The organism is Janibacter sp. RAF52 (genome assembly GCF_052114035.1).
GTDB lineage: Bacteria > Actinomycetota > Actinomycetes > Actinomycetales > Dermatophilaceae > Janibacter > Janibacter hoylei.
The window spans coordinates 46,378-68,788 of record NZ_JBFRDY010000003.1 but is presented as its reverse complement, the minus strand read 5'-3'; the positions used below and the strand labels follow the sequence as shown (position 1 = coordinate 68,788).

Here is a 22,411-nt window from a genome sequence, read left to right as displayed (position 1 = left end):
CGGCAGCGACCCGCAGAAAGCGGGTCAGTCCCATCCCGTAGGTGCGGATGGTCGCCGAGTAGCCGCCAACGATGGACACGGTGAGTCCACGCGGCACGATCGCCGGGACGGACATCGGCACGACCACGGCTGGAGAGCTGATGTCGACAGGGGTCAGCCATGAATCCGGCAGATGTCCTGACTCTGACCGAGCAGCTGACCGAACGTGACGTGGCCGTCCTGCGCACCCTGCGGGCGCACCGGCTGGCCACGACCACCCAACTGCAGCGGTGGCATTTTCCCGCCGGGCAGCCAGGCACCTTCGCCGACCGTAAGACCGCGCTACGAGTGAGTCAGCGCGTCCTGCGCCGGCTCGAGAAGCATCGGCTGGTCGCTCGCTTGTATCAACGGATCGGAGGGGTGCGGCGCGGATCGGACAGCATGGTGTGGCAGCTCGACGCACGAGGTGACCGGCTTCTGGCTGTCGTGGATGGCGACAAGCGGCGGCGGTACGTCGAGCCACGTAAGGCCTTCATCGCGCACAGCATCGCGGTCACCGAACTGGCCACCCAGCTGATCGAGGCGAAGGCGGACGGCAGGCTAGAAGCCGTTTCGCTGACCGGTGAGCCTTCCAACTGGAAACGGTTCAACGGACTGCACGGACGGATGGAAGTCCTCAAGCCAGACCTGCAAGCCGTGACCGCATACGGCGACTTTGAAGACCACTGGCTGCTCGAACTGGACCGGGCGACCGAACATCCAAGCGTCATCGTGCGCAAGGCGCAGATCTATGAGCGCTACGCCAACTCCGGCGCTTACCAAGCCGAGAACGATGTCTTCCCTGCCGTCCTCTGGGTCGTCCCGGACGAAGCCCGACAGCACGCCTTGCAGCGGGCGCTGCGGAGCGCACGCCACCTCAACGACGAAACCCATCGCATCGTCACCGAGGCCAAGTTCCTCCCGACCGTCTTGGCAGGCCGCGACCCCCAGATCAGCAATCAACCCCACCCAGTGGTGGACCCCCAACTCTTGAAAGGAGATGACCATGACCACTGATATCCCCGCTCTGTCACACGAGCACAACGAGCACACCGCCCGAAGGCTGATCGACCGCGCTATCGCAGCCACGCCCCTGGGCGACCCAGTTCCGAAGATGACCGCCCGCCTGATCGCGGCGGCCATCCACGGCGGGCCCGGGACGGCACTGGCAACCTTTGCCGCCACCGGCGTCCTCGATCAGCCAGGGGCGATCACCGAGCTGAACCGCACGTCGATGGACGATCTGCCTTCGCATTGGTGGTTCGCCCTGGATACCTACCTGCGCCGTCACAGCCAAGTCGAGGTGCGCCATGGGTAGCCATGACTTCGACCCCAACGGTTGGCAACCAGAACGACCCGAGCACGAGCGCCTCCCGGACGACGAGATCGACCTGACGGGTGCGATCGAGCAGCCAGCCAGCCTGCTCGAAGTCATCGGTGATGCCATCGTCGAGGCCGGAGAAGACAGCGAAGTACCCGACTGGGGCGCTCGCGTCATGGCCCGCTACTTGGCGAACATCATCGGTGGAGCCGATTCAGGGCTGCACCACTTCGCAGTCACCGCCAAGGGCAACCACGACAAGATGTTCGACGAACTCGGCGAACTGTGGGAGCAGTACTCCGATGACGAGTTCGTGGGCGAGATCATCAACCGCCTCGGCACGTACTTGGTCGCAGCGGAGCGCCAGCCACGCGGCTCGACGGAACCCACCGAAGCAGATGCGCCTAGCGACCTAGATCTGGCTCGAGAGGCCTTCTACCAGCTACCGGACGTTGTACGGGAGATCGCTGCCATCACCTTCGAGGATGCCTACTTCGCCTCGTTCGAGTCACTGGAGGCCGTGGCACGGCACGTCGCAGCCGACCATGAAGTCTGGGAACTACTGGAGACCACCGGCCTTGCCCATGTGGCAAGCCCCGACGATCGGCTCCTGCTGAGTCTTGCGCACCAGCGGTGGGACATCGTCAAATACAAAGGCCGCATCTACCTATTTGAGAAGTGACCCCAATCGAGAAGCAATTAAATAGAGTCGGAATTAGCATAAAGTGTTGTAAAATGCGCCATTTCGGTTGGATATTCTCAGAACATTAGGTAAAATGGGGAATGTAAACAGGAGATTTAATGTCATCTAACAAACGAGGCACAAAAACCGAACTTGGCGAGATGGTCGCAAAGCACCGCAAGGCCCAAGGATCATCTTCCCGCGACGTCGCTCGCAGGGCCGGCATCGACATTCACACAATGATCGGGCTAGAGCAAGGCTACTACGGCAACCCCACCCCGATCACGCTGCGCGGAGTTTCGACAGCCCTCAATATCCCAATTCTGGACTTGTTCCACGCCGCTGGATACGTCACCCCATACGACGTGCTCCATCTGGTCACAAACCCGGCAGTAGAACCGATCCTGGCAGCGCAGGACGCTAAAGAGGCACGCAGCCGCTATATCGAGGAACTCATCGACAAGCACGGCTTGGAATACACCGGTCCCGAGTACACGGACACCTTAAGAGACCAGTAGCACCCGCGAGCAGCGGGCAGAAAGGAAGCAGATCCATGACAACCACCTCACCCCCACCAGCAATCACGGATCTGCTCTCTCTGCTTCGATCGGTCGAGTCCGCGCCAGAGGTTCGCGACATGGCGTGGTCTGAGCACTGCACCCGCCAGCAAGCCGTGATCCTGCGACTGCAGAGTCGAGATGGCCGCTTCACCGACATCGCGGACTTGGCCACCGTCACCGGCATCCCGATCGACCTAGTACCGGACATCCCGGTGGCAGGTACGGCCTTCCCGACCAAGGACGGCTGGCGCATCCACTTGTCAGCAGCGCTGAACAAAGCGGCTCAGCTGCGAGTTGCCCTGCACGAACTCAAGCACGTGCTGGACCACCCGTTGCGGATCCACCCCTCACACCACGGCCTCCAAGACGCCGACTACGAACAGTTGGCCGACTACTTCGCCGACTGCGTGCTCGCGGAGGACCGGCCATGAACGCAGCCGCTATCGACCCGACCCAGACCCCGTCAATGAAGGAAGCGACCATGTTTACCGATGAGATGCCGAAGCGGACAGCGGTCAGCTACATCCGCGTGTCGACGACAGATCAGGCCACCCGCGGGGGTCTGGCAGAGGGGCTGTCCATTCCGGCCCAGCGCCAGGCCATCGCCGCCAAAGCCCAGAGCATCGATGCCTTGGTCATCCACGAGTTCGTCGAGGCGGGCGAATCTGGCAAGACCTCCAACCGCCCCGCCCTTCAACAGATGCTGGAGTTCCTGACGACCAACCGAGTCGACATGGTGATCGTCCACAAGATCGACCGCCTGGCCCGTAACCGAGCCGACGACGTCAAGATCAACCTCGCCATCCGCGAGACCGGGGCCCAACTGGTGTCGGTGGTCGAAAACGTCGACGAGACGCCGCAGGGACAACTCATCCACGGCATCTTCAGCTCCTTCGCCGAGTTCTACTCGCGCAACCTCGCCACCGAAGTCCTCAAGGGTATGGAGCAGAAGGTTCAGAACGGCGGCACACTGAGTCGCGCCCCGATGGGGTACCTGAACATAAGGACGATGGTCAACGGCGCTGAGTCGCGCACCGTCGAGATCGATCCGGATCGCGCCGACCACGTCCGCTGGGCCTTCGAGACGTATGCCAGCAATCCGGACATGACGTGCTCTCGGTTGGCAGAGCTACTGCAGGATCGTGGCCTGACCACGCGGGCGACTGCGAAGATCCCTGCCAAGGCGCCGAACCGCAACACCGTCTACGCGATGCTGACGAATCGGTACTACATCGGGTACGTCACCTTCCGCGGTGTCGAGTACCCAGGGATGCACGAGCCGCTGGTCGACGAGGCGACGTTCACGGCGGTACAGGAGCGCTTCGCTGCCAACAGGACGGGCAGCAACCGAGAGCGCAAACACCTCCACTACCTCGCGGGCAGCTTGCGTTGTCATCGCTGCAAGTCGCGAATGCAGTACAGCGTCAACACCGGACGCCATGGTGGGAAGTACGAGTACTACATGTGCTCCGGCCGGCACACCAAGGCCAACGACTGCGATCTGCCGTACATCGCCGTGCATCGCATCGAAGACGCCGTCGAGGGCTTGTGGTCGGGTGAACACGGCAAATGGACTGTGGCCGCTCTACCTGACCTTCGCAGCAGCCTGGCCGGGCATCTTCGTGCGCTGCAAGACGAGTCGAATCGCAGTATGTCCACCGTGAAGAGACAGATCGGGAAGATCAAGGACGAACGTTACAAGTGGGCCGAGATGGCGATGCAGGGTTCGGTGCCGAGCGACATCGCACGGGAGAAGCAAGAGCAGCTGGCGCGTCGACTGGCGGCCATGGAGGCCGAGCTCGCGGCTATGACGGCCGCGGGTGTCGACACCGAGCAGTCGCTGGACAGAGTGCTGGAACTACTGACCACACCGGGACGGACCTACTGCGACCTGGACTACGGCCTGCGCCGCACCTACAACCAAGCCTGGTTCACCTGGATCGATGTCGACGCCGAGTCAGAAGACCCGGACGACGCAATTCTCGTGTCCGGCGAGCCGACGCCGATCGCCGAAGCGCTCGATGCCAGCCGCGAACTTGTGATGGCCAAAAACGCAACGAGCGACGCTGACCCCGGAAGGCCCACGTCGCTCGGCGATACGTTCACGAAATATGTGCAGGGTTCGATTAGGAACCCTTTGGTGGACGTAAAGGGACTCGAACCCCTGACCTTTCGCGTGTGAAGCGAACGCTCTAACCAACTGAGCTATACGTCCGTGGTGCTCCCCGAGCCAGCGTCCCGGCCGGGCAACCTGAGCAGAGTACCCGGCCCTCTCCCTTCGGTGCCAATCGGTCCCGCGGCGTCCCTTCGAGACGGCCGCGGGGGGGCCTCCTCAGGGAACGGAGACGGCCGCGGGCCGGCCTCCTCAGGGAGCGATGCTGCCCGGCAGGGAGCGATGGTGGCCGGACCGCGCGATCAGGCCGGCTGGAGACCGGGCACCTGCAGGACGAGCTCTTCGACGGCGTCGGGCGTCCACCCGGGCACACCCGTGATGAGCAAGGCCAGGTAGAAGCACAACCAGCCGAAGGCCGCAGAGAGCAGCAGCATCGGGATCTTCGCCTTCCACGGCAGGGCCCTCGTGTACTGCTCGAAGGCCTTGACCTCGGCCTTGACGAACTGGGTCACGCGGCGGGCCCAGATGAACTCCGTGCTCCACACGAAGAGACCGATGAAGATCACCGCCCAGCCCGGCCCGACGAGCGGGACCATGGGGATGCCGGCGATGATGAGCAGCAGGCCGAGCGTCGCGATGACGGCCCGGTAGACCGGCCCGATGACCGGGTTGGTGCGCAGCGTCCGCCGCCACCGGATCGGGTCCTCGTGGGCGTCGATCCGCCCGTTCTCACCAAAGCGGTCGAGCAGCTCCTGGCGCACGATCGCGTGCTGCTCGTGCCGGATGTCCCGGAAGGAGCGACGGTTGCCCTGCCGGTCCCTGCCCCGCCCGGCGTCCTCGCCGGTGATGTCCACGTCCCCCATGGTGGTCTCCACGGCGCTCAGGGGTTGAGGTCCGCTGCGGACGCGGTCGCGAAGGCCTCACGCACCCGGGTGGTGAGCGGTCCAGGGGCCGGCAGCTCGCGGCCGTCGATCGCGTGGATCGGCTGGACGTCGCGCGTGCTGCTCGTGAGGAAGGCCTCATCGGCGGTCTCGAGCACGGTCATCGGCAGGGTCTCCTCGACGACGTCGATGCCCGCGGCACGGGCGTACTCGATCGTCAGCTCGCGGGTGATGCCCGCGAGGCAGGCGCTGTCGAGCGGCGGCGTGCGCAGCACCCCCTCGACGACGACGAAGATGTTGCTCCCGGTCCCCTCGCACAGCTCGTCACGGTCGTTGGCGAAGATCGCCTCGCTGCCGCCCTTCGCCTTGGCGTGGGCCAGCGCGATGACGTTGTCCGCGTAGGAGGTCGTCTTGAGCCCGGCGGTCGCGGCCCGCGAGTTGCGGGTCCACGGCACGGTCGCCACGGCCGTCGTGTCGGCATAGGGCGCCACCTCCGCCGCGGTGACGATGTAGCTCTGCCCCTGGTCACCCCGGTCGGAGCCGAGCGGCCCCGGCCCCCCGGTGATCGTGTACCGCAGCCGGCCGAAGCCGATCGTCGGTCCGGCAGCGAGCACCGCGTCGACACCCTGCTGCAGCCGTGCCCGGTCGACCGGCGGCAGGCCCAGCCCGGCCAGCGTGCGGTCCATCCGCGCCAGGTGACGGTCGGCGGCGAAGACCTGACCGTCGACGATCTTGCACGTCTCGAAGGCGCCGTCCCCCACGGTGATGCCGTGGTCCAGCGCGGCGAGTGCCGGCTGGTCCGTCCCCACGAGAGCGCCGTTGACCCAGACCCTGACCTCGTTGCTCATGTGACCACTCTTCCAGATGCCAGCCCGACGAGGACGTCGGCCTTGAGCTCGCACTCGGCCCACTCCCCTGCGGGATCGGATGCCCACGTGATCCCGGCTCCGGTGCCGAACCGCAGGCGACGGACCCCGTCGGGGTCCACCGTCGCGAAGAACGAGCGGATGCCCACGGCGAGTTCCCCGCGCGGACCGGCGGGGTGGTCCGCGTCGACCCAGCCGATCGCGCCGCAGTACGGTCCCCGCGGGGTCGTCTCGAGGTCGGCGATGGCGGTGAGCGCGCTCGACTTCGGCGCGCCGCTCACCGACCCCGGCGGGAAAGTCGCTGACAGCACGTCGGCCCACGTCATCCCGGAGCGCAGGGTCCCGACGACGTCGCTGACGAGGTGGACCAGGCCCGGGTGCGACTCCGGGGCGCACAGCCGCTCGACGGCGACCGTCCCGGGCTCGCAGACGTGCTGCAGGTCGTTGCGCACCAGGTCGACGATCATGACGTTTTCGGCGACGTCCTTGGTGAGCATCGCCTCGATCGTCGGTGCCGTGCCCTTGATCGGGCTCGAGACCAGTCGTGGGCCCTCACGGGTGAGGTAGCGCTCCGGCGAGGCGGTGACGACGTCGAGCCCGGCGGACGGCACGTGCACCACCCCGGCGAAGGGAGCGGGGTTGCCCCCCGCGAGCACCGCCGCGAGGTCGGGCAGGTGGGCCTCCTCCGGCAGCGGCGCCTCGAGGAGAGTCGTGAGGTTGACCTGGTAGACGGTGCCGGCGGCGATCCGCCGCCGGATCTCCTCGACCCCATCGACATAGCCCCCGCTGTCCAGGGTCGGGCGCCAGCCGGTGGTGCCCGGCCAGCGGCGCGCATCACCCGGAGGCACTCCCCCTTCGTGCCTGCGACCGAAGCGGACGGCCGTCAGCTCACCCTCGAAGGTGACGACGACGGCCCAGCAGCCGCGCTCGAGGTCGCTCGGGTCGTGGGTGACCTCGAGGGGGTCGGACCACGTCGTCGACCCGAAGTGCGCGAACTCCACCCGGTGAGGATAGGGGGTGTCAGCGGGCGTCGAGCCTGGCGATGTCGCGGACGCCGGCGGTACGGCGGAACGACATCTCGACGAGCTCGACGACCTCCTGCACGTCCGTGGCGTCGTCGAGGTCGAGCCCCACCCAGCCGCTCGAGCCGAGGTAGGCGGGGCGATAGCAGCGAGGGTCCTGCAGGAGGGCGCGAGCCTCCTCCTCGTCGGGCAGGACGACGAGCGAATGCTCGTGCTGCTCGTACGCGCCGTCGACCTTGATCGAGCCGCCGTAGTAGGCGAAGACCTTCGTCGTGAAGAAGGCCGGGTGACCGTGGCTGATCTTTTCGGCGGCACCGGGGAAGCCGAGGGCGATCTCGCGCACGCGCAGCAGCAGCGGGTCGTCGTCGTCGAACATCAGCGGGTGGGCCATGGACCGAGGCTACGCCCGCGGGATCCCGGCCGGCGGACCGGCAATCCGGCGGCAACCTTGACGTCACCTGTGGTGTTGCTGGACGGACCGCCGCTAGCGTGGGCGCGGACAGCTCCGGGGGGATCGCGGAGCAAGGGCCGTCCTCGGCGAGGACGGCCCTTCGCCGTGCCTGTCGCGAGATCGCCGTGCGAAGGGGACCGTGGTGAGGCAAGGTGGCGGGATGAGTCGACCGTCGACGGGTGGCGCCTGGTTGCGGAGCGTGCGGCTGGCCGCACGCCTGACCCAGGGCCAGCTGAGCACGGCCTCCGGGGTCAGCGTCCGGACCGTCCGCGGGCTCGAGCGCGGCGAGATCCTCACCCCGCAGCTCGCCACCCTCCAGCAGCTCGCGCTCGCGCTGCGTCTGGACCCGCAGGCCCAGGCCGAGTTCATGCACGCGTGGTCCACGCCCCGACCGGTCTGCCTCGACCAGCTCCTCGTGGACCCGAGCCGGCCCGAGCTCGAGCAGATCCAGCAGCTGACGCGCTCAGCCCTCGGCGCCTACCGCGTCATCAGCCAGGTGTGGCGCACCCGCGTCTCCGCGGACCGTCGCCTGACGCACACCGGCTGCCACAGCGGCATCGCCGCGGTGGCCGACGGGCTCGACCGGGTCTTCAACGTGCAGAGCGGTGACGCCGGGACCTCGGCGACCGACCTCGAGTTCACCCCGCTGCTCGGCTGCGAGCTCATCAGCCGGCGGGTCTTCCCCGAGAGCAATGTCGCCGTCTTCGAGGTCGGGCTGGGCCGCACGCTGGCGAAGGGCGAGACGCACGCCTACGCGTACGAGATCGTCGACCGGGGGCCGCGCGAGGGTCGCACCGACTCCGACGGCTTCGTCTGGGGCCCGCCGCACACGGCGCGCGCCGTCATCGTCTCCGTGGACTTCGAGGTGCCGCCCGCGACCGTGACGCGCATCGAGCGCGCGCCCGGCGCGGACTTCGTCGAGCTCGGCGAGGTCGAGCTGGACCCGCAGAACCGCGCCTCGCTCGTCCTCGAGGACGGCGGCCCCGGGGCCTTCGGCTTCGCCTGGACCTGGTGACCGTCCGCGCCGGTCGGGACGAGGTCACCGCAACGCGCGCAGGTGCTCCCCGGCGCGCGCGAAGAGCCGCTGCACGCCGTCGGTCGCCTCCGGGGTGTCGGGCAGGATCGCGAGCACGTGCATCGCCGACTCCTCACGCATGACCCACGCGGTGACATTGCTGTCCTGACCCCCTCGGGAGACGAGCACCGCGTCGGCGTCGCCCCAGGTCGCCGCGCCGGGCAGGTGGCGCAGGTCCATGTACGAGAGCATGAAGCGCTCCCCGACCTGGGAGAGCTTGGCCCCGATGGCCTGCTCGACGACGTCGTAGACCTTCATCGCCGGCAGGGCCGAGGCACCGCGCGCCTCGCGGAAGGACTGGCGCACCCGACCGGCCACCTCGACGAGGTCGCCCTCGGCCACGTCGACGTGCACGGGCATGACGTTGATGAACCACCCGGCGGCCAGCAGCCACTCCGGGGCGTCCCGCGTGTGCACCGGGTTGAGGAAGCGCAGGGTCTGCGCCCCGCCGAGCTCGCGCGCGGCGAGTCCGACCGCGGCGTAGACGAGCTGGGTCGTGCGCACGCCGAGCCGCTCGGCGGCGGCGTCGAGGCCGGCAGCCTCCTCCCCCGTGAGCAGCACCTCGTGGTAGCGCTCGAGCTCCGCGGGGTCGTCCGCGGTGGCGCCCACCGGGAGCGGAAATCGCCCGAGCTCCTCGTCGCCGGCGAACCAGAAGGCGGCCCAGGCGGCGAGCGCGGGGTGGGTCAGATCGACGTCCTCGTGACGCCGGCGCTCGACCTGCGCGAAGTCCATGAAGTCGCCGACCGGCGGCAGCTCGATCGCCTCGCCCCCGGTCTCCTCGCGGTACATCGCGTCGAGCTCGAAGAAGATGAGGAAGAAGGAGAAGCCGTCGGTGTAGCTGTGGTCGAGCCCGAGGTAGAGGATCGTCTCGTCGTCGGCGACGACGGCCCGGAAGCAGTACCCGATGCGACCGAGCGGGTTGCAGCCCGCCCGGAAGTCATCACTCACCCGGGCATTGGCCGCGTCGGCCGTGACGCTCCCTTCGGTCCGTGGCTCGAAGGAGATCTCCTCCGGCGCCAGGTCGACCCGTGCCCACCCCGTCGGACGCTGCTCGTCCCGGGTGAACCACCCACGCATGACGCCGTGCCGGCGCACCCACCGCGTGATGGTCCGCGCCAGCGCATCGGCATCGAGGCGGCCGGGGATCCGGTAGGTGAAGCCGAGCCAGATGTCGTCCTGGGCGCCGGTGCCGATCGTGTCGGAGCGCAGGTCGAGGTGCGCGGCCTGCATGTAGGAGGGCTCGCGGTCCCCGGGCGTCGCCGAGGCGATCGCGCGCTCCATGGCGGGCGTGGGGACGATGGTGAGGTACTCCCCACCGATCGTCTCGCGGTCGGTGATGCGCTGCATCTTGATCATGCGGTCAGCTCCTGCGGGGCGAAGGGGGCCGCCCTCTCGGCGTCGACGAGAGCGGTGAGACGAGCGGCGACGCCGTCGAGCCAGGTCCGGCTGCCCGGCGCCAGCGGCAGCCGGGTCACGAGGCTGACGCCCTCGGGCAGGATCGTCAGCCACAGGTGGGTCTGGCTGCTCGGTGGGACGTCGCCGAGCTGGATCCCGGCGCCGAGCGTCCGCCACCACTCGTGGCCGTCGACGCGCGAGCCGTCGATCGTCGAGATGACGACCTGGGGGCAGACCGGCACGTCGAGCAGGCGGTGGACGAGGCCGAGCGGGAGGGCCGCGGCGGGGGCGGACGCCCGCCACGCCTCCACGGCCGCGAGGACCCAGTCACGGGTGCTGGCACCCGTGGGCATCGACAGGGCGAAGGGAGCGACCCCCGCAAACCACCCCACCGACTCCTTCCACAGGGGCGATGGTCGCCCGTGCGTGGAGACCATGGCGTGCACCTCGTCCCCCATCGCCTGCATGAGCAGGGCCGTCCAGAGCATCCCCGTCGGGATGCCCTCGGCCGCGTAGGGCAGGTCGAGCCGCGCGGCGACCTCCCCGTCGCAGATGTCGTGGCGCACGAGGTCGTGGTCGTAGCGGCCGTCGGGCGCGATCCCGGAGGCGGCGGGGGCGCCGGGTACCGACCCGCCGGCCAGGAACTCGCGCCAGGGCAGCAGCCGGGCGTCGTCGTCACCCAGCCCGTCCGAGACGGCCCGCTCGAGCGCCGTCGTCTCGACGTGGCTCGGGGAGGTGCGCGGCTCGTGCACGCCGGCGACGATCGCGGTGTGCAGCCCCGCGATCGCGCCCACCCCGGCGTAGGCCGACAACCCGTCGAAGGTGATGTGGTCGAAGGCGGCGTGCAGGACGTGGCCGGCGTCGACCGCGACCGTGAAGAGCGCGAAGGCCGGCGCGGAGCCCGGTCGGCAGCGGGAGTGGAACTCGGTGGTGAGGAGCTCGCGCAGCGCCTGCGCGTCGTGCTCACCCAGGGGCGTCGCCACCACCTCCACCGCCTCGGGCGGGAGGGTCCGTCGGCGCTCGCTGCCGTCGGCGTCGAGGGTCAGTCGGCTGCGGAGGGACTCGTGCTGCCGGATCCACGCGGTGAGCGTGGCGGCGATGCTCGCCGGCGTCGCGTCCGGGAGCAGCACGGAGAGCCCGATCCACGCCGACCAGGGCGAGTCGCCGTCCGGGTCCTCGTTGAGGCGGCCGAGCTGGTCGAAGCTCGCCGGGCGCGGGTCGGGGGGTTGTTCGCTCCAGCGCTCGAGGGTCGTGGCGTCGAGCTCCCAGCAGATGACGTCACCACCCAGCAGCTCCTGGTCGGCCAGCGTGCAGGGGATCATGCGGCCTCCGTCGGGGTGGGTGAAGTGCGCTGCAAGAGTGGCAGCGGCGGAGGCAGGCCGCGACCGCTCCCGGTGTGATCTACCTCTCCCCCGGCGACGCCCGGGCACCCTTCCGCCACAACGGATCTGGGGTCGGGTGGAGATCATCGGGCGGCGACCGCGCAACCACCGCCACCTGCTGGCAGGCTGTCCCGGTGACCAGCCACCGTGACCGCCGGACCCTCCTGCACCGACTCGGCTCCGGCACGGCTCGGCGCCCCTGGGTCTTCGTCGGGTCCTGGGTGGCGCTCGTGGCGGCCTTCTTCGCCCTCGCGCTCGGTGGGGTCACGGGCGAGGGCCTCTTCGACCGGCTGCACAGCGGCGACATGACCACCCCCGGCGAGGCCCAGGAGGCCCGCGAGCTGCTCACCGACGCCGGTGGCGGGGAGCTCGCCAACGACACGCTCATGGTCTCGGGGTCGCCCGCCACCGACCCCTTCGTCCGTCGTGCCGTGGCAGAGCCGATCCGCCGCATCCACGAGATGGAGGGGGTCTCCTCCGTCGTCAACCCGCTCGTGCTCGACAAGGGGGTCAAGGACGCGCGCGCCGAGCCGCTCGTCGTCGACGAGCCGGGCAAGCGCTGGGGATTCCTCACGGTCGTCGAGTACGACAGCACCCTGAGCGACGAGGAGCTCGCGCGGGTGCGGCGCGATGTCGCGGTCCAGCTCGACGAGGTCGCTCTCGGGTCGCAGGGCACGAGCAGCCAGCGCGGGAGCGTCGCCGACCTCGTGGACGAGGTCGTCGGGCAGGTCGAGACCGACATGAAGGTCGGCGAGGGCCTGGCCCTGCCCATCTCCTTCGCCGTCATGGTCCTCGTCTTCGGCGGGTTCCTCGCGGCCGGCATCCCGATCGCCGGTGCCATCGCCTCCATCGGCGGGGCGCTCGCCTCCCTCTGGGGCTTCTCCCACGTCATCGACCTCGACGCGACGGTCGTCAACATCGTGAGCGTCCTCGGCCTGGGCCTGTGCATCGACTACGGGCTGCTCGTCGTCTCCCGCTTCCGCGAGGAGATGCGTGAACTGCTCGACGGGCAGCCGCTCGGCCCGGACTCCCGTCAGCTCGTCGTCGAGGCCACCGGGCGCACCGTCGACCGCGCCGGCCGCACCGTCGTCTTCTCCGCAGTGACGGTGGCCATCGCGCTGTCGGGCCTGCTCTTCTTCCCCTCGACCTTCATGCGGGCGGCCGGCGCCGCCGGCGTCTCGGTCGTCGTCCTGTGCCTGCTCGTCGCCGTCACCCTCGTCCCGGCCGTCTGCGCCCTCTCGGCCCGCCGGCTGCTGCGGGGCCGCACCGAGCGGTCGTCGGACACCGGCACCTTCGCCTCGCTCGCCGGGGGCGTGCAGCGCGCGCCGTGGCTCGTCGTCGGGCTCGTGCTCGCCGCGCTCGTCGCCATGGCGCTGCCCGCCACCCGCATGGAGGTCACCTCCTCGGGGATCGAGCTGCTCCCTGCGGACAACGAGCAGCGCACCTTCTTCGAGGACCTCGGGCGCGACTACCCCCTCCTCGCGTCGTCAGACCTGCGCGTGGTGACGACGGCGGACGCGGACGAAGTCCGGGCCTGGGCGAAGGGCGGTTCCCGAGACCTCCCCGGCGTCGAGTCAGCGGAGGTGGTCACCGTGGGCAAGATCGACGGTCAGACCGTCCGCAGCATCGACCTGCGGACGCAGGACGGTCCGCTCGGGCCGGGGACGCGCAACCTCGTGACCCACCTGCAGCAGGAGCGTCCCCCCTTCGACGCCCGGGTCGGTGGGCAGGCGGCCGACCTCGCCGACTTCACCGGCACGATCGCCGACTCGGCCCCCTTGGCCATCGGCACCGTCGTGCTCGCGACCTTCGTCCTGCTCTTCCTCATGACCGGGTCGGTCGTCGTCCCGATCAAGGCCCTCCTGATGAACATCGTCTCGCTCGGGGCCTCGCTCGGAGTGCTCGTCTGGGTCTTCCAGGACGGGCACCTCGAGGGCCTGCTCGGCTTCGACTCGGTCGGGGCGGTCGAGGTCTCGATCCCCGTCCTCGTCCTCGCCTTCGGCTTCGGGCTGTCGATGGACTACGAGGTCTTCCTGCTCTCGCGCATCGTCGAGCTGCACGAGCGCGGCTACCCGACCAACGAGGCCGTCCGGCTCGGCCTGCAGCGCTCAGGGAAGATCATCACGAGCGCGGCCCTGCTCATGTGCATCGTCTTCGCCGGCTTCGTGCTCGCGCGGGTGCTGGCGGTCAAGGAGACCGGCGTCGCGCTCGTGCTCGCGATCGTCATCGACGCGACCCTCGTGCGCATGCTGCTCGTCCCGGCGACCATGTCGGTCCTCGGCGAGTGGAACTGGTGGGCGCCGCGGTGGATGAAGCGCCTGCACGCGAGGTTCGGGATCACCGAGTAGCGCGTCGCGCCGCGGCGTCAGCCGGTCAGCGTCGGCGGGGCTCCGTGGGCGGCCACTCGCCGTCGTCGCTGCCGTCATCGGCGGCGAAGAGCAGGTTCTGCAGCTCGACCTGGACGTCCTCGACCCGCGGCACGTCGTGCAGCTCCATCCCCGCCTTGTCGGTCGCATCGGAGATGACGAGCGTGCCGCAGCCGAGGACGCGGTCGAGCGGCCCCTTCTCGATGGCCACGTCGTTGATCCGGTAGAGCGGGATGTCGCGGCCCTTCTTCGTCAGCAGGCCGTAGCGGTTGCTCACCCGGCGGTTGGTGAAGACGTAGCGCGTCGAGTTCCACCGCCACGCAGGCAGCAGGACACCGGGGACGGCGAGCACGAGGGCGATCACGGCGACGGCGAGCAGGATCCACGTGCTCTGGTCGCTGTCCCGGGTGAGCACCGCGACGGCGACGACCGCGGCGACGAGGACGACCAGGAGCAGGAGCGGCCCCACGAGGGCCTTCCCGTGGGTGCGCAGGTCGAGCCGGATCTCCTCGCCGTCGGCGAGGTGCTTGTCCTTGAGGGCCATGCCTGCATCCTGCCACCGTGGCGGGGCGGGGCCGCGCCAGCGGACCGGGCATGCTTCGGGAAACACGAAGTCCCTGGCCGCGCCAGCGGGCAGGGACTCTCGGTGGGCGATACTGGGTTTGAACCAGTGACCTCTTCCGTGTCAAGGAAGCGCGCTACCGCTGCGCCAATCGCCCGGGTGCATGCAGGTGACTGCATGGTCGAGGTGGAGACGGGATTTGAACCCGTGTAGACGGCTTTGCAGGCCGTTGCCTCGCCTCTCGGCCACTCCACCACCGAAGGTGGTTTTCAACCTTCTGAGCGGATGACCGGGCTCGAACCGGCGACCTCAACCTTGGCAAGGTTGCGCTCTACCAACTGAGCTACATCCGCACGCCCCGCCAGGTCGCGTTGTAACGCGGGGCACGAGGAGAAACATTAACCCATGGACGCCCAACTCTCCCAACCGGCTCACCCCGGCGTGCCGTGTCGCGGGTTGCCGGGCGCGAAGGGGGCGCCCGCCCGCCTCGGCGAGCGGGCAGGACATGTCCGAGGACGTGGAAGGCCCCGATCCGCTTGAGCAGATCGGGGCCTGTCCCGTGGGCGATACTGGGTTTGAACCAGTGACCTCTTCCGTGTCAAGGAAGCGCGCTACCGCTGCGCCAATCGCCCGTGGACGGCGCCACCGGGGTGGCGCTGTCAGAGCGGATGACCGGGCTCGAACCGGCGACCTCAACCTTGGCAAGGTTGCGCTCTACCAACTGAGCTACATCCGCACTCGCGGTCGGCATCGCTGCTGACCGCGCTGAGCGAGAGTAGCCCAGAGCGTGGCCAGATTCCAAACCGAAGGTGAAGGCTGCTGTCACCCCGTCCGCGGCTGGCCGTATCGTGCGGACATGCCGACGCACGAGGTCACCAACCAGGTCCCGCTCTACGGGGGTCACGACGTCTTCACGAGCGATCCGGTTGTCGCACAAGGTGTCGAGCGCTGGGTCCCCTCGGAGCACCTCGCCGGTGCCACGAGCGACCTGGCCGCGCTAGGCCGGCTCGCCGGGTCGGCGGGGGCCGCCGAACTGGCTGACCGCGCGCATCGCAACACCCCCCGCCTCGTGACGCACGACCGCTGGGGCCACCGCATCGACGAGGTCGAGTTCGACCCCGCCTGGCACGACCTCATGGGGCACGCGACGTCGGCCGGCCTCACGGCCGTGCCGTGGACGCGGCCGCAGGGCAGCGGCGCGCACGTCACCCGCGCCGCGGGCTTCCTCACGTGGAGCCAGGTCGAGCCGGGGCACATCTGCCCGATCACCATGACCAACGCGGCGGTCCCCGCCCTTCGCCACTCGCCCGAGCTCGCCGAGCGCTGGACCCCCAAGCTCGCCTCCCGCGACTACGACTTCGAGCTGCGCGAGGTCGGGACCAAGGCCGGGGCGATCGCCGGCATGGGGATGACGGAGAAGCAGGGCGGGTCGGACGTGCGGGCCAACTCCACGCTAGCCGTCCGCACCCCCGGCGGTCCGCTCACCGGCGACACCTACCGGCTCACCGGGCACAAATGGTTTTGCTCCGCCCCGATGAGCGATGTCTTCCTCGTCCTGGCCAAGACCGCCGAGGACGCGCCGCCGAGCTGCTTCCTGGTCCCGCGGGTCCTCGAGGACGGGACGCGCAACCCCTTCGCCCTGCAGCGGCTCAAGGACAAGCTCGGCGATCGCTCCAATGCCTCCTCCGAGATCGAGCTCGACGGGACGTGGGGATCGCTCGTCGGCGAGGAGGGTCGCGGGGTCCGCACGATCATCGACATGGTCTCGGCCACCCGGCTCGACTGCGTGCTCGGGTCGGCCGGCACGATGCGGGCGGCGCTGACGCGAGCGGTCCACCACACGCGCCACCGTCGTGCCTTCGGCGCGCTGCTCGTCGACCAGCCGCTCATGCGCAACGTCCTCACTGACCTGGCGCTCGAGTCGGAGGCGGCGTCCCTGCTCGGGATGCGCCTGGCCCACGCCGTCGACGAGGGCGAGACCGAGCTGACCCGCCTCGGCGTGGCCGTCGGCAAGTACTGGGTCTGCAAGCGGACCTCTCCCTTCGTCGCGGAGGCGCTGGAGTGCCTCGGGGGCAATGGCTACGTCGAGGAGAACGGCATGGCCCGGCTCTACCGGCAGGCGCCGCTCAACTCGATCTGGGAGGGCTCGGGCAATGTCAACGCGCTCGACGTGCTCCGCGCGATCGGTCGCGAGCCGGCGTCGCTCATGGCGCTGCTCAAGGAGGCCTCCGTCGCCCGCGGCCGGCTGACGACCCTCGACACGGCGCTCGACGAGGTGGAGCGCGACTGCGCCGGGCTCGGCGCACTCGACGGCGTCGAAGTCGCCACCGGCGCCCGCCGGCTCGTCGAGCGACTGGCCCTGACCCTCCAGGGCAGCCTCATGGTGCTGCACTCCCCCGCCGACCTGGCCGAGGCCTTCGTCGAGTCCCGGCTCGGCCGGGCGAAGGGAGAGAGCTTCGGCACCCTCGACACCGGCCTCGTGACGCTGGCGGGCGCCACCGCCGTCGACCGCGCCACGGCCACCGCCTGACCCGCACCTGCGCATTTCCCTAGGCAAATGTCAGCTCAGGCGGTCATTTCCCTAGGGAAATACGCACTCCCTCCGTATTTCCCTAGGGAAATACGGAGGGGGGCGGTCAGGACTTCTTGAGCCGGGCCAGCTCGGCGGCGACGTCGAAGTCGGCCTTCGGCCACTGCGGGTCGAGCTGCACGAGGTGCTCCTTGAGCAGCTGCATCACGGCCAGACGGGCAAACCACTTGCGGTCGGCCGGCACGACGTACCAGGGCGCGACATCGGTCGAGCACTTGTCGATGACGGCTTGGTAGGCCTCCTGGTAGGCGTCCCAGTGCTCGCGCTCGTCGATGTCGCCGGGGTTGAACTTCCAGTGCTTGTCGGGGCGCTCGAGCCGCTCGGTGAGCCGCTCCTTCTGCTCGTCCTTGCTGATGTGCAGCATGACCTTGATGATCGTCGTCTGCTTGTCGGCGACGCTCTCCTCGAAGGTGTTGATCTGCCCGTAGCGGCGGCTCCACTGGGCGCGTGGGACGAGGTCGTGGACGCGCACGATGAGCACGTCCTCGTAGTGGCTGCGGTCGAAGACGCCGATCATCCCCGGCTCGGGCAGCGCCTTGCGGATGCGCCAGAGGAAGGGGTGCTTCTTTTCCTCAGCCGTCGGCGCCTTGAAGCTCGTGATGTCGACACCCTGCGGGTCGACCGCGCCCACGACGTGGCGCATGATGCCGCCCTTGCCCGCCGTGTCCATGCCCTGCACGACGAGCAGCACGCTGCGCTGACCGCCGACGCGCGACTCGGCGAAGAGTCGCTCCTGCAGGTCCGACACCTCGCCGGCCAGGGCCGAGAGGGCCTCCTGACCGGCGGCCTTGTCCCCGTCGAAGCCCGGGGTGCTCCGCGTGTCGATCGACGCCAGGTCCGTCCCCGGCCCGGCGCGCAGCGCGTCGCCGAAAGGGGTCGCCGACCCCGAGGTCGCCTTCTTGCCCGACTTCTTGTCCTTGGCCATGCTGCGCATCATGTCAGCCGGGCGGGTCGTGCGGCAGACTTGAGCGCATGCGGGTTCTCATGGCCGACGACGCCCCCTTCGACGTGGTGCCGGGTGAGGAGCTCGACGAGTCGGGCACCGATCGGCTCTACGCCACGAGCGACCCGGTGCTCCGGCTCAACTTCGTGGCCACGCTCGACGGTGCGGCGACGGGCGCCGACGGCCTCTCCGGGTCGATCAACTCGGCCGCCGACCACCGTGGCTTCGCGGCCATGCGCCGGGCGGCCGATGTCCTGCTCGTCGGCGCGGGCACGGTCCGCGCGGAGGAGTACGGGCCGGCACGCACGCCGATGGTCGTCGTCTCCAGGAGCGGCCGTCGGCCGGAGACCGTCCGTGGCACGGACTCCGTGGTCCTCGCGACGACCCGGTCGTCGGGGGCCACCGAGGACGAGACCACCTGGGTCTGCGGCGACGCGGAGGTCGACCTGGGTGCGGTCGTCGAGCGGGCTCGCACCGCCTTCGGTCCGCACGTGCTCTGCGAAGGGGGACCCTCTCTCGCCGCAGACCTGGTCACGGAGGGCCTCGTCGACGAGCTCGCCCTGTCGTGGACGCCGCACCTCGTCGGTGGGCTCCGCACCGACCACCCGCGCATCCTCGACGGTGCCGCCGTCGACCGCACCCTGCGGTGCCGCCACCTGCTCGAGGAGGACGGCACCCTGCTCGGGCTGTGGCGCCTGGTCTGAGCGGCAGCTACCGGACGAAGTCCGCGACTGCCGCGTCCCACCGCCGCGGGTCGACATTCCACTCCTTGCAGTGGCGCGCCAACGACCAGGGCTCGAAGGTCACGAGGTCGGGCCGGGCCGCGGCCAGGGCCTCGCTCGGGCCCACGGGGACGAACTCGTCGTCGCGCGAGTGGATGAGCAGCATCGGGTGGGAGAGCTCGTCGGCCCGCTTGACCCAGTTGGTCCGGGCGACGTCGACGCTCTCGGAAACCCCGACGAGGCGCTTGGCCCAGTGCTGTCCCATGAGGGCGCTCCCCAGGTGGCCGACGGGCGCGGGGACGCGGTGCAGGGCCGCGTGGTGGCGCAGCACGTCGCCCCAGTCGACGACCGGCCCGTCGAGCACCGCGCGGGAGACCTCGGCGGCCAGCGGTGACCGGTCGAGGAACTGCAGGACGATCGCCCCACCCATCGACCAGCCGACGAGGACGATCTCCTGGGCGCCGCGGGCCAGCGCGAGGGCGATCGCGTCCTCGATGTCGCGCCACTCCGACAGACCGAGGTTGTAGCGGCCGTCGGGGCCGCGCGGGGCGTCTCCGTCGTTGCGATAGCTCGGGACGAGGCAGGTCAGGCCGGCGGCGTGCAGCGCCGGGATGGCACGCAGCGTCTCGTGCCGGCGCGCACCGCGCCCGTGGACGAGGACGGCCCAGCGCTCGCCGCTGCCACCGGGCACGACCCACGCGGGCATCGGCCCGAGCTCCGCGGGCACGACGACGTCCTGGGTCTCGAGGCCGAGGTCGGCCTGAGGGTCGCGGCCGTAGTAGTAGCCGTTGAAGCGGGCCGTCCCGGGTTGCAGCACGCCTTCGTCGACGCCGAGGAGCTCGCGACGCACCCGCTGCCGGCGGTGGTCGACCTCGAGGACCCCACCGATGCGGGCGTGGCCGCGACCGCCGTCCAGCCACAGTCCGTAGCGGCCGGGGACGAGCAGGTCGGGGGTGCCGGAGAGGGTCACGCTGTCGGAGTGGATGACGTGGATCCGGGTGTCGTCGGGGCGGACGAGGTCCGGGGTGAGCACCTTGCGCGCGAAGTACGTGCCCGCCCCGACCCACACGGAACCGGCGCCCATGAGGGCGGATCCCGCGGCGACCGCGCCGTAGGTCAGGGCCCGCTCGGCCACCGTCCGTTGAGTCACGGCGTCATCGTCTCAAATGTCGTGGCTCGCGGGCAGAATGTGGTGAGTGACACCACTTCCCGCTGACCTCGTGCTCGACCCGATGCTCGCCAAGGCCGTCACGGATGTGCCTGCGCCGGATGCCGTGGAGGGCGGCTACTCCTACGAGCCCAAGTGGGACGGCTTCCGGTGCATCGTGCGCAAGGAGGGCGACGACGTCGAGCTCGTCAGCCGCGGCAAGAAGCCGCTGACCCGCTACTTCCCCGAGCTGGTGGCAGCGATCGTCGAGCACCTGCCGGGCAGCGCCGTCGTCGACGGCGAGGTGGTCGTGCGCAGTGGCGAGCCGGGCGCCCAGCGCCTCGACTGGGAGGCCCTCGGGCAGCGCATCCATCCCGCCGAGTCGCGGATCACCAAGCTCTCGCAGGAGACGCCGGCCGAGTTCATCGCCTTCGACCTGCTCGCCGTCGGCGACGAGGACGTGACGGGCGCTCCCTTCGTCGAGCGGAGGGAGCGGCTCGAGACGCTCTTCGAGGGCATGGCGAAGGGAGCACCGCTGCACCTCACGCGGGTCACCCGCGATGCCACCGAGGCCCGCGACTGGTTCACCCGCTTCGAGGGCGCCGGGCTCGACGGGGTCGTCGCGAAGGCCCTCGCCTCGCCCTACTCCCCCGGCAAGCGCACGATGCTCAAGATCAAGCACAAGCGAACCGCCGAGGCCGTCGTCACCGGATATCGCGTGCACAAGTCCGGTCAGGGTGTCGGCTCGCTCCTGCTCGGGCTGTACCAGGACGGGCAACTCTTCAACGTCGGGGGCATCGCCGCCTTCACCGCGAAGCGTCGCCTCGAGCTCCTCGACGAGCTCGAGCCGCTCGTGCGTCGCGACGCCGACGGCAACGTCGAGCACGCCGAGACCGACCGGTCGCGCTTCAGCTCGAGCAAGGACGTGAGCTTCGTGCCCCTGCGGCCGGAGCGGGTCGTCGAGGTCGCCTTCGACCAGCTCGAGGGCTGGCGCTTCCGGCACACGGTGCAGTTCCTGCGCTGGCGCCCCGACCGTGACCCGGAGTCGTGCACGCTCGACCAGATCGACCGGGCCGCGGCCTACGACCTCGGTGAGGTGCTCGACTAGCCGTCGACGCGGTTGCCCTCCTCGTCCCAGTGCTCGGCGACCTTCTTGCTCGGCTGCACGCGGGGCGGTTCGCCGGGCATCTTCGGATAGTCGGGCGGGAAGTTCAGCTCGCCGCCGGGCAGGGTCTCCCACAGCTCCAGGAGCGGCTCGAGGGAGTGGGCCGTCTCGTCCATGTCGGCCCACGGGTCGCCGTCGGCGAGGTGGTCGAGCACCGTCGTGAGGTTGCACTCGGCCGGGTCGGTGACCTGCGCGAGCTGCTCCCACGTCATCGGCGTGCTCACCGGTGCACCCGGGCGGGCGCGCAGGCTCCACGCACCGGCGATGGTGCGGTCCCGGTTGTTCTGGTTGAAGTCGACGAAGATTCGCTCGCCGCGCTCCTCCTTCCACCAGGCCGTCGTCACCCCGTCGTCACGCCGCTCGAGCTCGCGACCGAAGCCGATCGCCGCGTGCCGCAGTTCCTCGAAGGACCAGCGCGGCTCGATGCGCACGTAGACGTGGATGCCGCGGTTGCCGCTCGTCTTCGGGTAGCCCCGCATGCCGAGGTCCTCGAGGAACTCGCGTGCGACTCCGGCGACGCGCTGCGCGTCGGCGAAGCTCGTGCCCGGCTGCGGGTCGAGGTCGATGCGCAGCTCGTCGGGGTGGTCGACGTCCGGTCGGCGCACCGGCCACGGGTGGAAGGTCAGCGTGCCCATCTGCGCCGCCCAGACTAGGGCCGCCGGCTCGGTCGGGCACAGCTCCTCGGCACCGCGCCCGCTCGGGAAGGTGATGCCCACGGTCTCGACCCATTCGGGTGCGCCCCGGGGCAGCCGCTTCTGGTAGAAGCCGTCGGCGTCCTTGTCACGCGGGCCGACCGCCAGCCGCATCCCCTCGCGCCAGCCGTCGGGCCAGCGCTCCATCGCCGTGGGCCGCTCGCCGATCTGCCGCATCATCGCCTCGCCGACCGCGGCGTAGTACTCGCACACCTGCAGTTTGGTGATCACCGGGGCGCGCTCGGTCGCCTCGTAGATGACCCGGTCGGGGCTGGAGACGCGGACCTCGCGGTCACCGGCGGGCACCATCACGGCGGGGGTCTTGGCCATGCGGTCAGCGTATGGGCTGCCACCGACGAAGGGGGGCGGCTCGGCTCCCTTCGTCCCGTCGGGTGATCGTCACGCGACGTTCACCGGCTCGCGCTGCGCGCGGTGCCGAGGCGACCTAGGTTGCTGGG

Annotated in this window: 21 protein-coding genes and 6 tRNA genes; 11 read left to right on the top strand and 16 right to left on the bottom strand. The window is 69.8% G+C overall.

Features of this window, described 5'->3' with window-relative positions; translation table 11 throughout:
* Positions 1-159 precede the first annotated feature (159 nt).
* The 6 genes from AB4Y78_RS04790 to AB4Y78_RS04765 all read left to right on the top strand — a co-directional run bounded on the left by AB4Y78_RS04790 (position 160) and on the right by AB4Y78_RS04765 (position 4,763).
* On the top strand, positions 160-1,035 hold the full coding sequence (locus AB4Y78_RS04790) for a replication-relaxation family protein (RefSeq protein ID WP_441713112.1): 876 nt from the start codon (positions 160-162) through the stop codon (positions 1,033-1,035).
* Positions 1,025-1,336, top strand: a complete 312-nt coding sequence (locus AB4Y78_RS04785; protein ID WP_441713111.1) for a hypothetical protein — start codon at positions 1,025-1,027, stop codon at positions 1,334-1,336. Before AB4Y78_RS04790 ends, AB4Y78_RS04785 begins: the two co-directional genes overlap by 11 nt.
* On the top strand, positions 1,329-2,021 hold the full coding sequence (locus AB4Y78_RS04780) for a hypothetical protein (protein ID WP_441713110.1): 693 nt from the start codon (positions 1,329-1,331) through the stop codon (positions 2,019-2,021). Before AB4Y78_RS04785 ends, AB4Y78_RS04780 begins: the two co-directional genes overlap by 8 nt.
* Before the next feature lie 119 nt (positions 2,022-2,140).
* Positions 2,141-2,539 (top strand): helix-turn-helix domain-containing protein, encoded by a 399-nt coding sequence (locus AB4Y78_RS04775; protein WP_441713109.1) that lies wholly within the window; start codon positions 2,141-2,143, stop codon positions 2,537-2,539.
* 119 nt (positions 2,540-2,658) lie between these two features.
* Entirely contained in the window at positions 2,659-3,012 is a 354-nt protein-coding gene (locus tag AB4Y78_RS04770) for an ImmA/IrrE family metallo-endopeptidase (RefSeq protein ID WP_441713108.1), read from the top strand.
* Positions 3,009-4,763 (top strand): recombinase family protein, encoded by a 1,755-nt coding sequence (locus AB4Y78_RS04765; RefSeq protein ID WP_441713262.1) that lies wholly within the window; start codon positions 3,009-3,011, stop codon positions 4,761-4,763. Before AB4Y78_RS04770 ends, AB4Y78_RS04765 begins: the two co-directional genes overlap by 4 nt.
* On the opposite strand, the gene AB4Y78_RS04760 is transcribed toward AB4Y78_RS04765, so the two are convergent.
* The 5 genes from AB4Y78_RS04760 to AB4Y78_RS04740 all read right to left on the bottom strand — a co-directional run bounded on the left by AB4Y78_RS04760 (position 4,720) and on the right by AB4Y78_RS04740 (position 7,854).
* Positions 4,720-4,796: transfer RNA gene (locus AB4Y78_RS04760), tRNA-Val, on the bottom strand. The two genes, AB4Y78_RS04765 and AB4Y78_RS04760, sit on opposite strands and share 44 nt — an antisense overlap.
* Positions 4,797-4,996: 200 nt before the next feature.
* Entirely contained in the window at positions 4,997-5,548 is a 552-nt protein-coding gene (locus AB4Y78_RS04755; RefSeq protein ID WP_441713107.1) for a PGPGW domain-containing protein, read from the bottom strand.
* A 26-nt stretch (positions 5,549-5,574) separates the two neighbouring features.
* Positions 5,575-6,423: an aminotransferase class IV gene (locus AB4Y78_RS04750; RefSeq protein WP_441713106.1), complete on the bottom strand. Its 849-nt coding sequence runs from the start codon at positions 6,421-6,423 to the stop codon at positions 5,575-5,577.
* Entirely contained in the window at positions 6,420-7,442 is a 1,023-nt protein-coding gene (locus AB4Y78_RS04745) for a chorismate-binding protein (RefSeq protein WP_441713105.1), read from the bottom strand. The genes AB4Y78_RS04750 and AB4Y78_RS04745 overlap by 4 nt, the downstream gene beginning before the upstream one ends.
* Before the next feature lie 19 nt (positions 7,443-7,461).
* Positions 7,462-7,854 carry an MmcQ/YjbR family DNA-binding protein gene (locus tag AB4Y78_RS04740; RefSeq protein WP_441713104.1) on the bottom strand — a complete coding sequence of 131 codons (393 nt, stop codon included), beginning with the start codon at positions 7,852-7,854 and terminating at the stop codon, positions 7,462-7,464.
* A 220-nt stretch (positions 7,855-8,074) separates the two neighbouring features.
* On the opposite strand from AB4Y78_RS04740, the gene AB4Y78_RS04735 reads away from it, so the two are divergent.
* Positions 8,075-8,929 carry a helix-turn-helix domain-containing protein gene (locus tag AB4Y78_RS04735; protein WP_441713103.1) on the top strand — a complete coding sequence of 285 codons (855 nt, stop codon included), beginning with the start codon at positions 8,075-8,077 and terminating at the stop codon, positions 8,927-8,929.
* Between the two features lie 24 nt (positions 8,930-8,953).
* Here the strand turns inward: AB4Y78_RS04735 and AB4Y78_RS04730 are convergent, their stop codons facing one another.
* A complete protein-coding gene (locus tag AB4Y78_RS04730) occupies positions 8,954-10,345 on the bottom strand; it encodes a condensation domain-containing protein (protein ID WP_441736895.1) in 1,392 nt (463 codons plus the stop codon).
* Positions 10,342-11,706 carry a condensation domain-containing protein gene (locus AB4Y78_RS04725; RefSeq protein ID WP_441713101.1) on the bottom strand — a complete coding sequence of 455 codons (1,365 nt, stop codon included), beginning with the start codon at positions 11,704-11,706 and terminating at the stop codon, positions 10,342-10,344. Before AB4Y78_RS04725 ends, AB4Y78_RS04730 begins: the two co-directional genes overlap by 4 nt.
* Before the next feature lie 194 nt (positions 11,707-11,900).
* Between AB4Y78_RS04725 and AB4Y78_RS04720 the strand changes: the two genes are divergently transcribed.
* The gene (locus tag AB4Y78_RS04720; protein ID WP_441713100.1) at positions 11,901-14,114 is read left to right on the top strand and encodes an MMPL family transporter; all 2,214 of its coding nucleotides are present in this window, start codon (positions 11,901-11,903) and stop codon (positions 14,112-14,114) included.
* A 25-nt stretch (positions 14,115-14,139) separates the two neighbouring features.
* Here the strand turns inward: AB4Y78_RS04720 and AB4Y78_RS04715 are convergent, their stop codons facing one another.
* The 6 genes from AB4Y78_RS04715 to AB4Y78_RS04690 all read right to left on the bottom strand — a co-directional run bounded on the left by AB4Y78_RS04715 (position 14,140) and on the right by AB4Y78_RS04690 (position 15,430).
* A complete protein-coding gene (locus tag AB4Y78_RS04715; protein ID WP_306512931.1) occupies positions 14,140-14,676 on the bottom strand; it encodes a PH domain-containing protein in 537 nt (178 codons plus the stop codon).
* Between the two features lie 103 nt (positions 14,677-14,779).
* Positions 14,780-14,851 (bottom strand) — tRNA-Val (locus AB4Y78_RS04710).
* Positions 14,852-14,878: 27 nt separating this feature from the next.
* Positions 14,879-14,949, bottom strand: a tRNA-Cys gene (locus AB4Y78_RS04705).
* Positions 14,950-14,974: 25 nt separating this feature from the next.
* A tRNA-Gly gene (locus tag AB4Y78_RS04700) sits at positions 14,975-15,047 on the bottom strand.
* Positions 15,048-15,254: 207 nt separating this feature from the next.
* Positions 15,255-15,326: transfer RNA gene (locus AB4Y78_RS04695), tRNA-Val, on the bottom strand.
* 31 nt (positions 15,327-15,357) lie between these two features.
* Positions 15,358-15,430, bottom strand: a tRNA-Gly gene (locus AB4Y78_RS04690).
* Between the two features lie 120 nt (positions 15,431-15,550).
* Here AB4Y78_RS04690 and AB4Y78_RS04685 point away from each other — a divergent pair.
* Positions 15,551-17,224 carry an acyl-CoA dehydrogenase family protein gene (locus AB4Y78_RS04685; protein ID WP_441713099.1) on the top strand — a complete coding sequence of 558 codons (1,674 nt, stop codon included), beginning with the start codon at positions 15,551-15,553 and terminating at the stop codon, positions 17,222-17,224.
* A gap of 106 nt (positions 17,225-17,330) precedes the next feature.
* On the opposite strand, the gene AB4Y78_RS04680 is transcribed toward AB4Y78_RS04685, so the two are convergent.
* Positions 17,331-18,209, bottom strand: coding sequence for a polyphosphate kinase 2 family protein (locus AB4Y78_RS04680; protein WP_441713098.1), 879 nt, complete (start codon positions 18,207-18,209; stop codon positions 17,331-17,333).
* A gap of 47 nt (positions 18,210-18,256) precedes the next feature.
* Between AB4Y78_RS04680 and AB4Y78_RS04675 the strand changes: the two genes are divergently transcribed.
* Complete coding sequence (locus AB4Y78_RS04675; RefSeq protein WP_441713097.1) at positions 18,257-18,931, top strand: dihydrofolate reductase family protein; 675 nt, start codon at positions 18,257-18,259, stop codon at positions 18,929-18,931.
* 7 nt (positions 18,932-18,938) lie between these two features.
* On the opposite strand, the gene AB4Y78_RS04670 is transcribed toward AB4Y78_RS04675, so the two are convergent.
* On the bottom strand, positions 18,939-20,084 hold the full coding sequence (locus tag AB4Y78_RS04670; RefSeq protein ID WP_007925066.1) for an alpha/beta hydrolase family protein: 1,146 nt from the start codon (positions 20,082-20,084) through the stop codon (positions 18,939-18,941).
* Between the two features lie 61 nt (positions 20,085-20,145).
* On the opposite strand from AB4Y78_RS04670, the gene AB4Y78_RS04665 reads away from it, so the two are divergent.
* Complete coding sequence (locus AB4Y78_RS04665; RefSeq protein ID WP_441713096.1) at positions 20,146-21,204, top strand: ATP-dependent DNA ligase; 1,059 nt, start codon at positions 20,146-20,148, stop codon at positions 21,202-21,204.
* On the opposite strand, the gene AB4Y78_RS04660 is transcribed toward AB4Y78_RS04665, so the two are convergent.
* A complete protein-coding gene (locus AB4Y78_RS04660; RefSeq protein WP_441713095.1) occupies positions 21,201-22,283 on the bottom strand; it encodes a DNA polymerase domain-containing protein in 1,083 nt (360 codons plus the stop codon). The two genes, AB4Y78_RS04665 and AB4Y78_RS04660, sit on opposite strands and share 4 nt — an antisense overlap.
* Positions 22,284-22,411 lie beyond the last annotated feature (128 nt).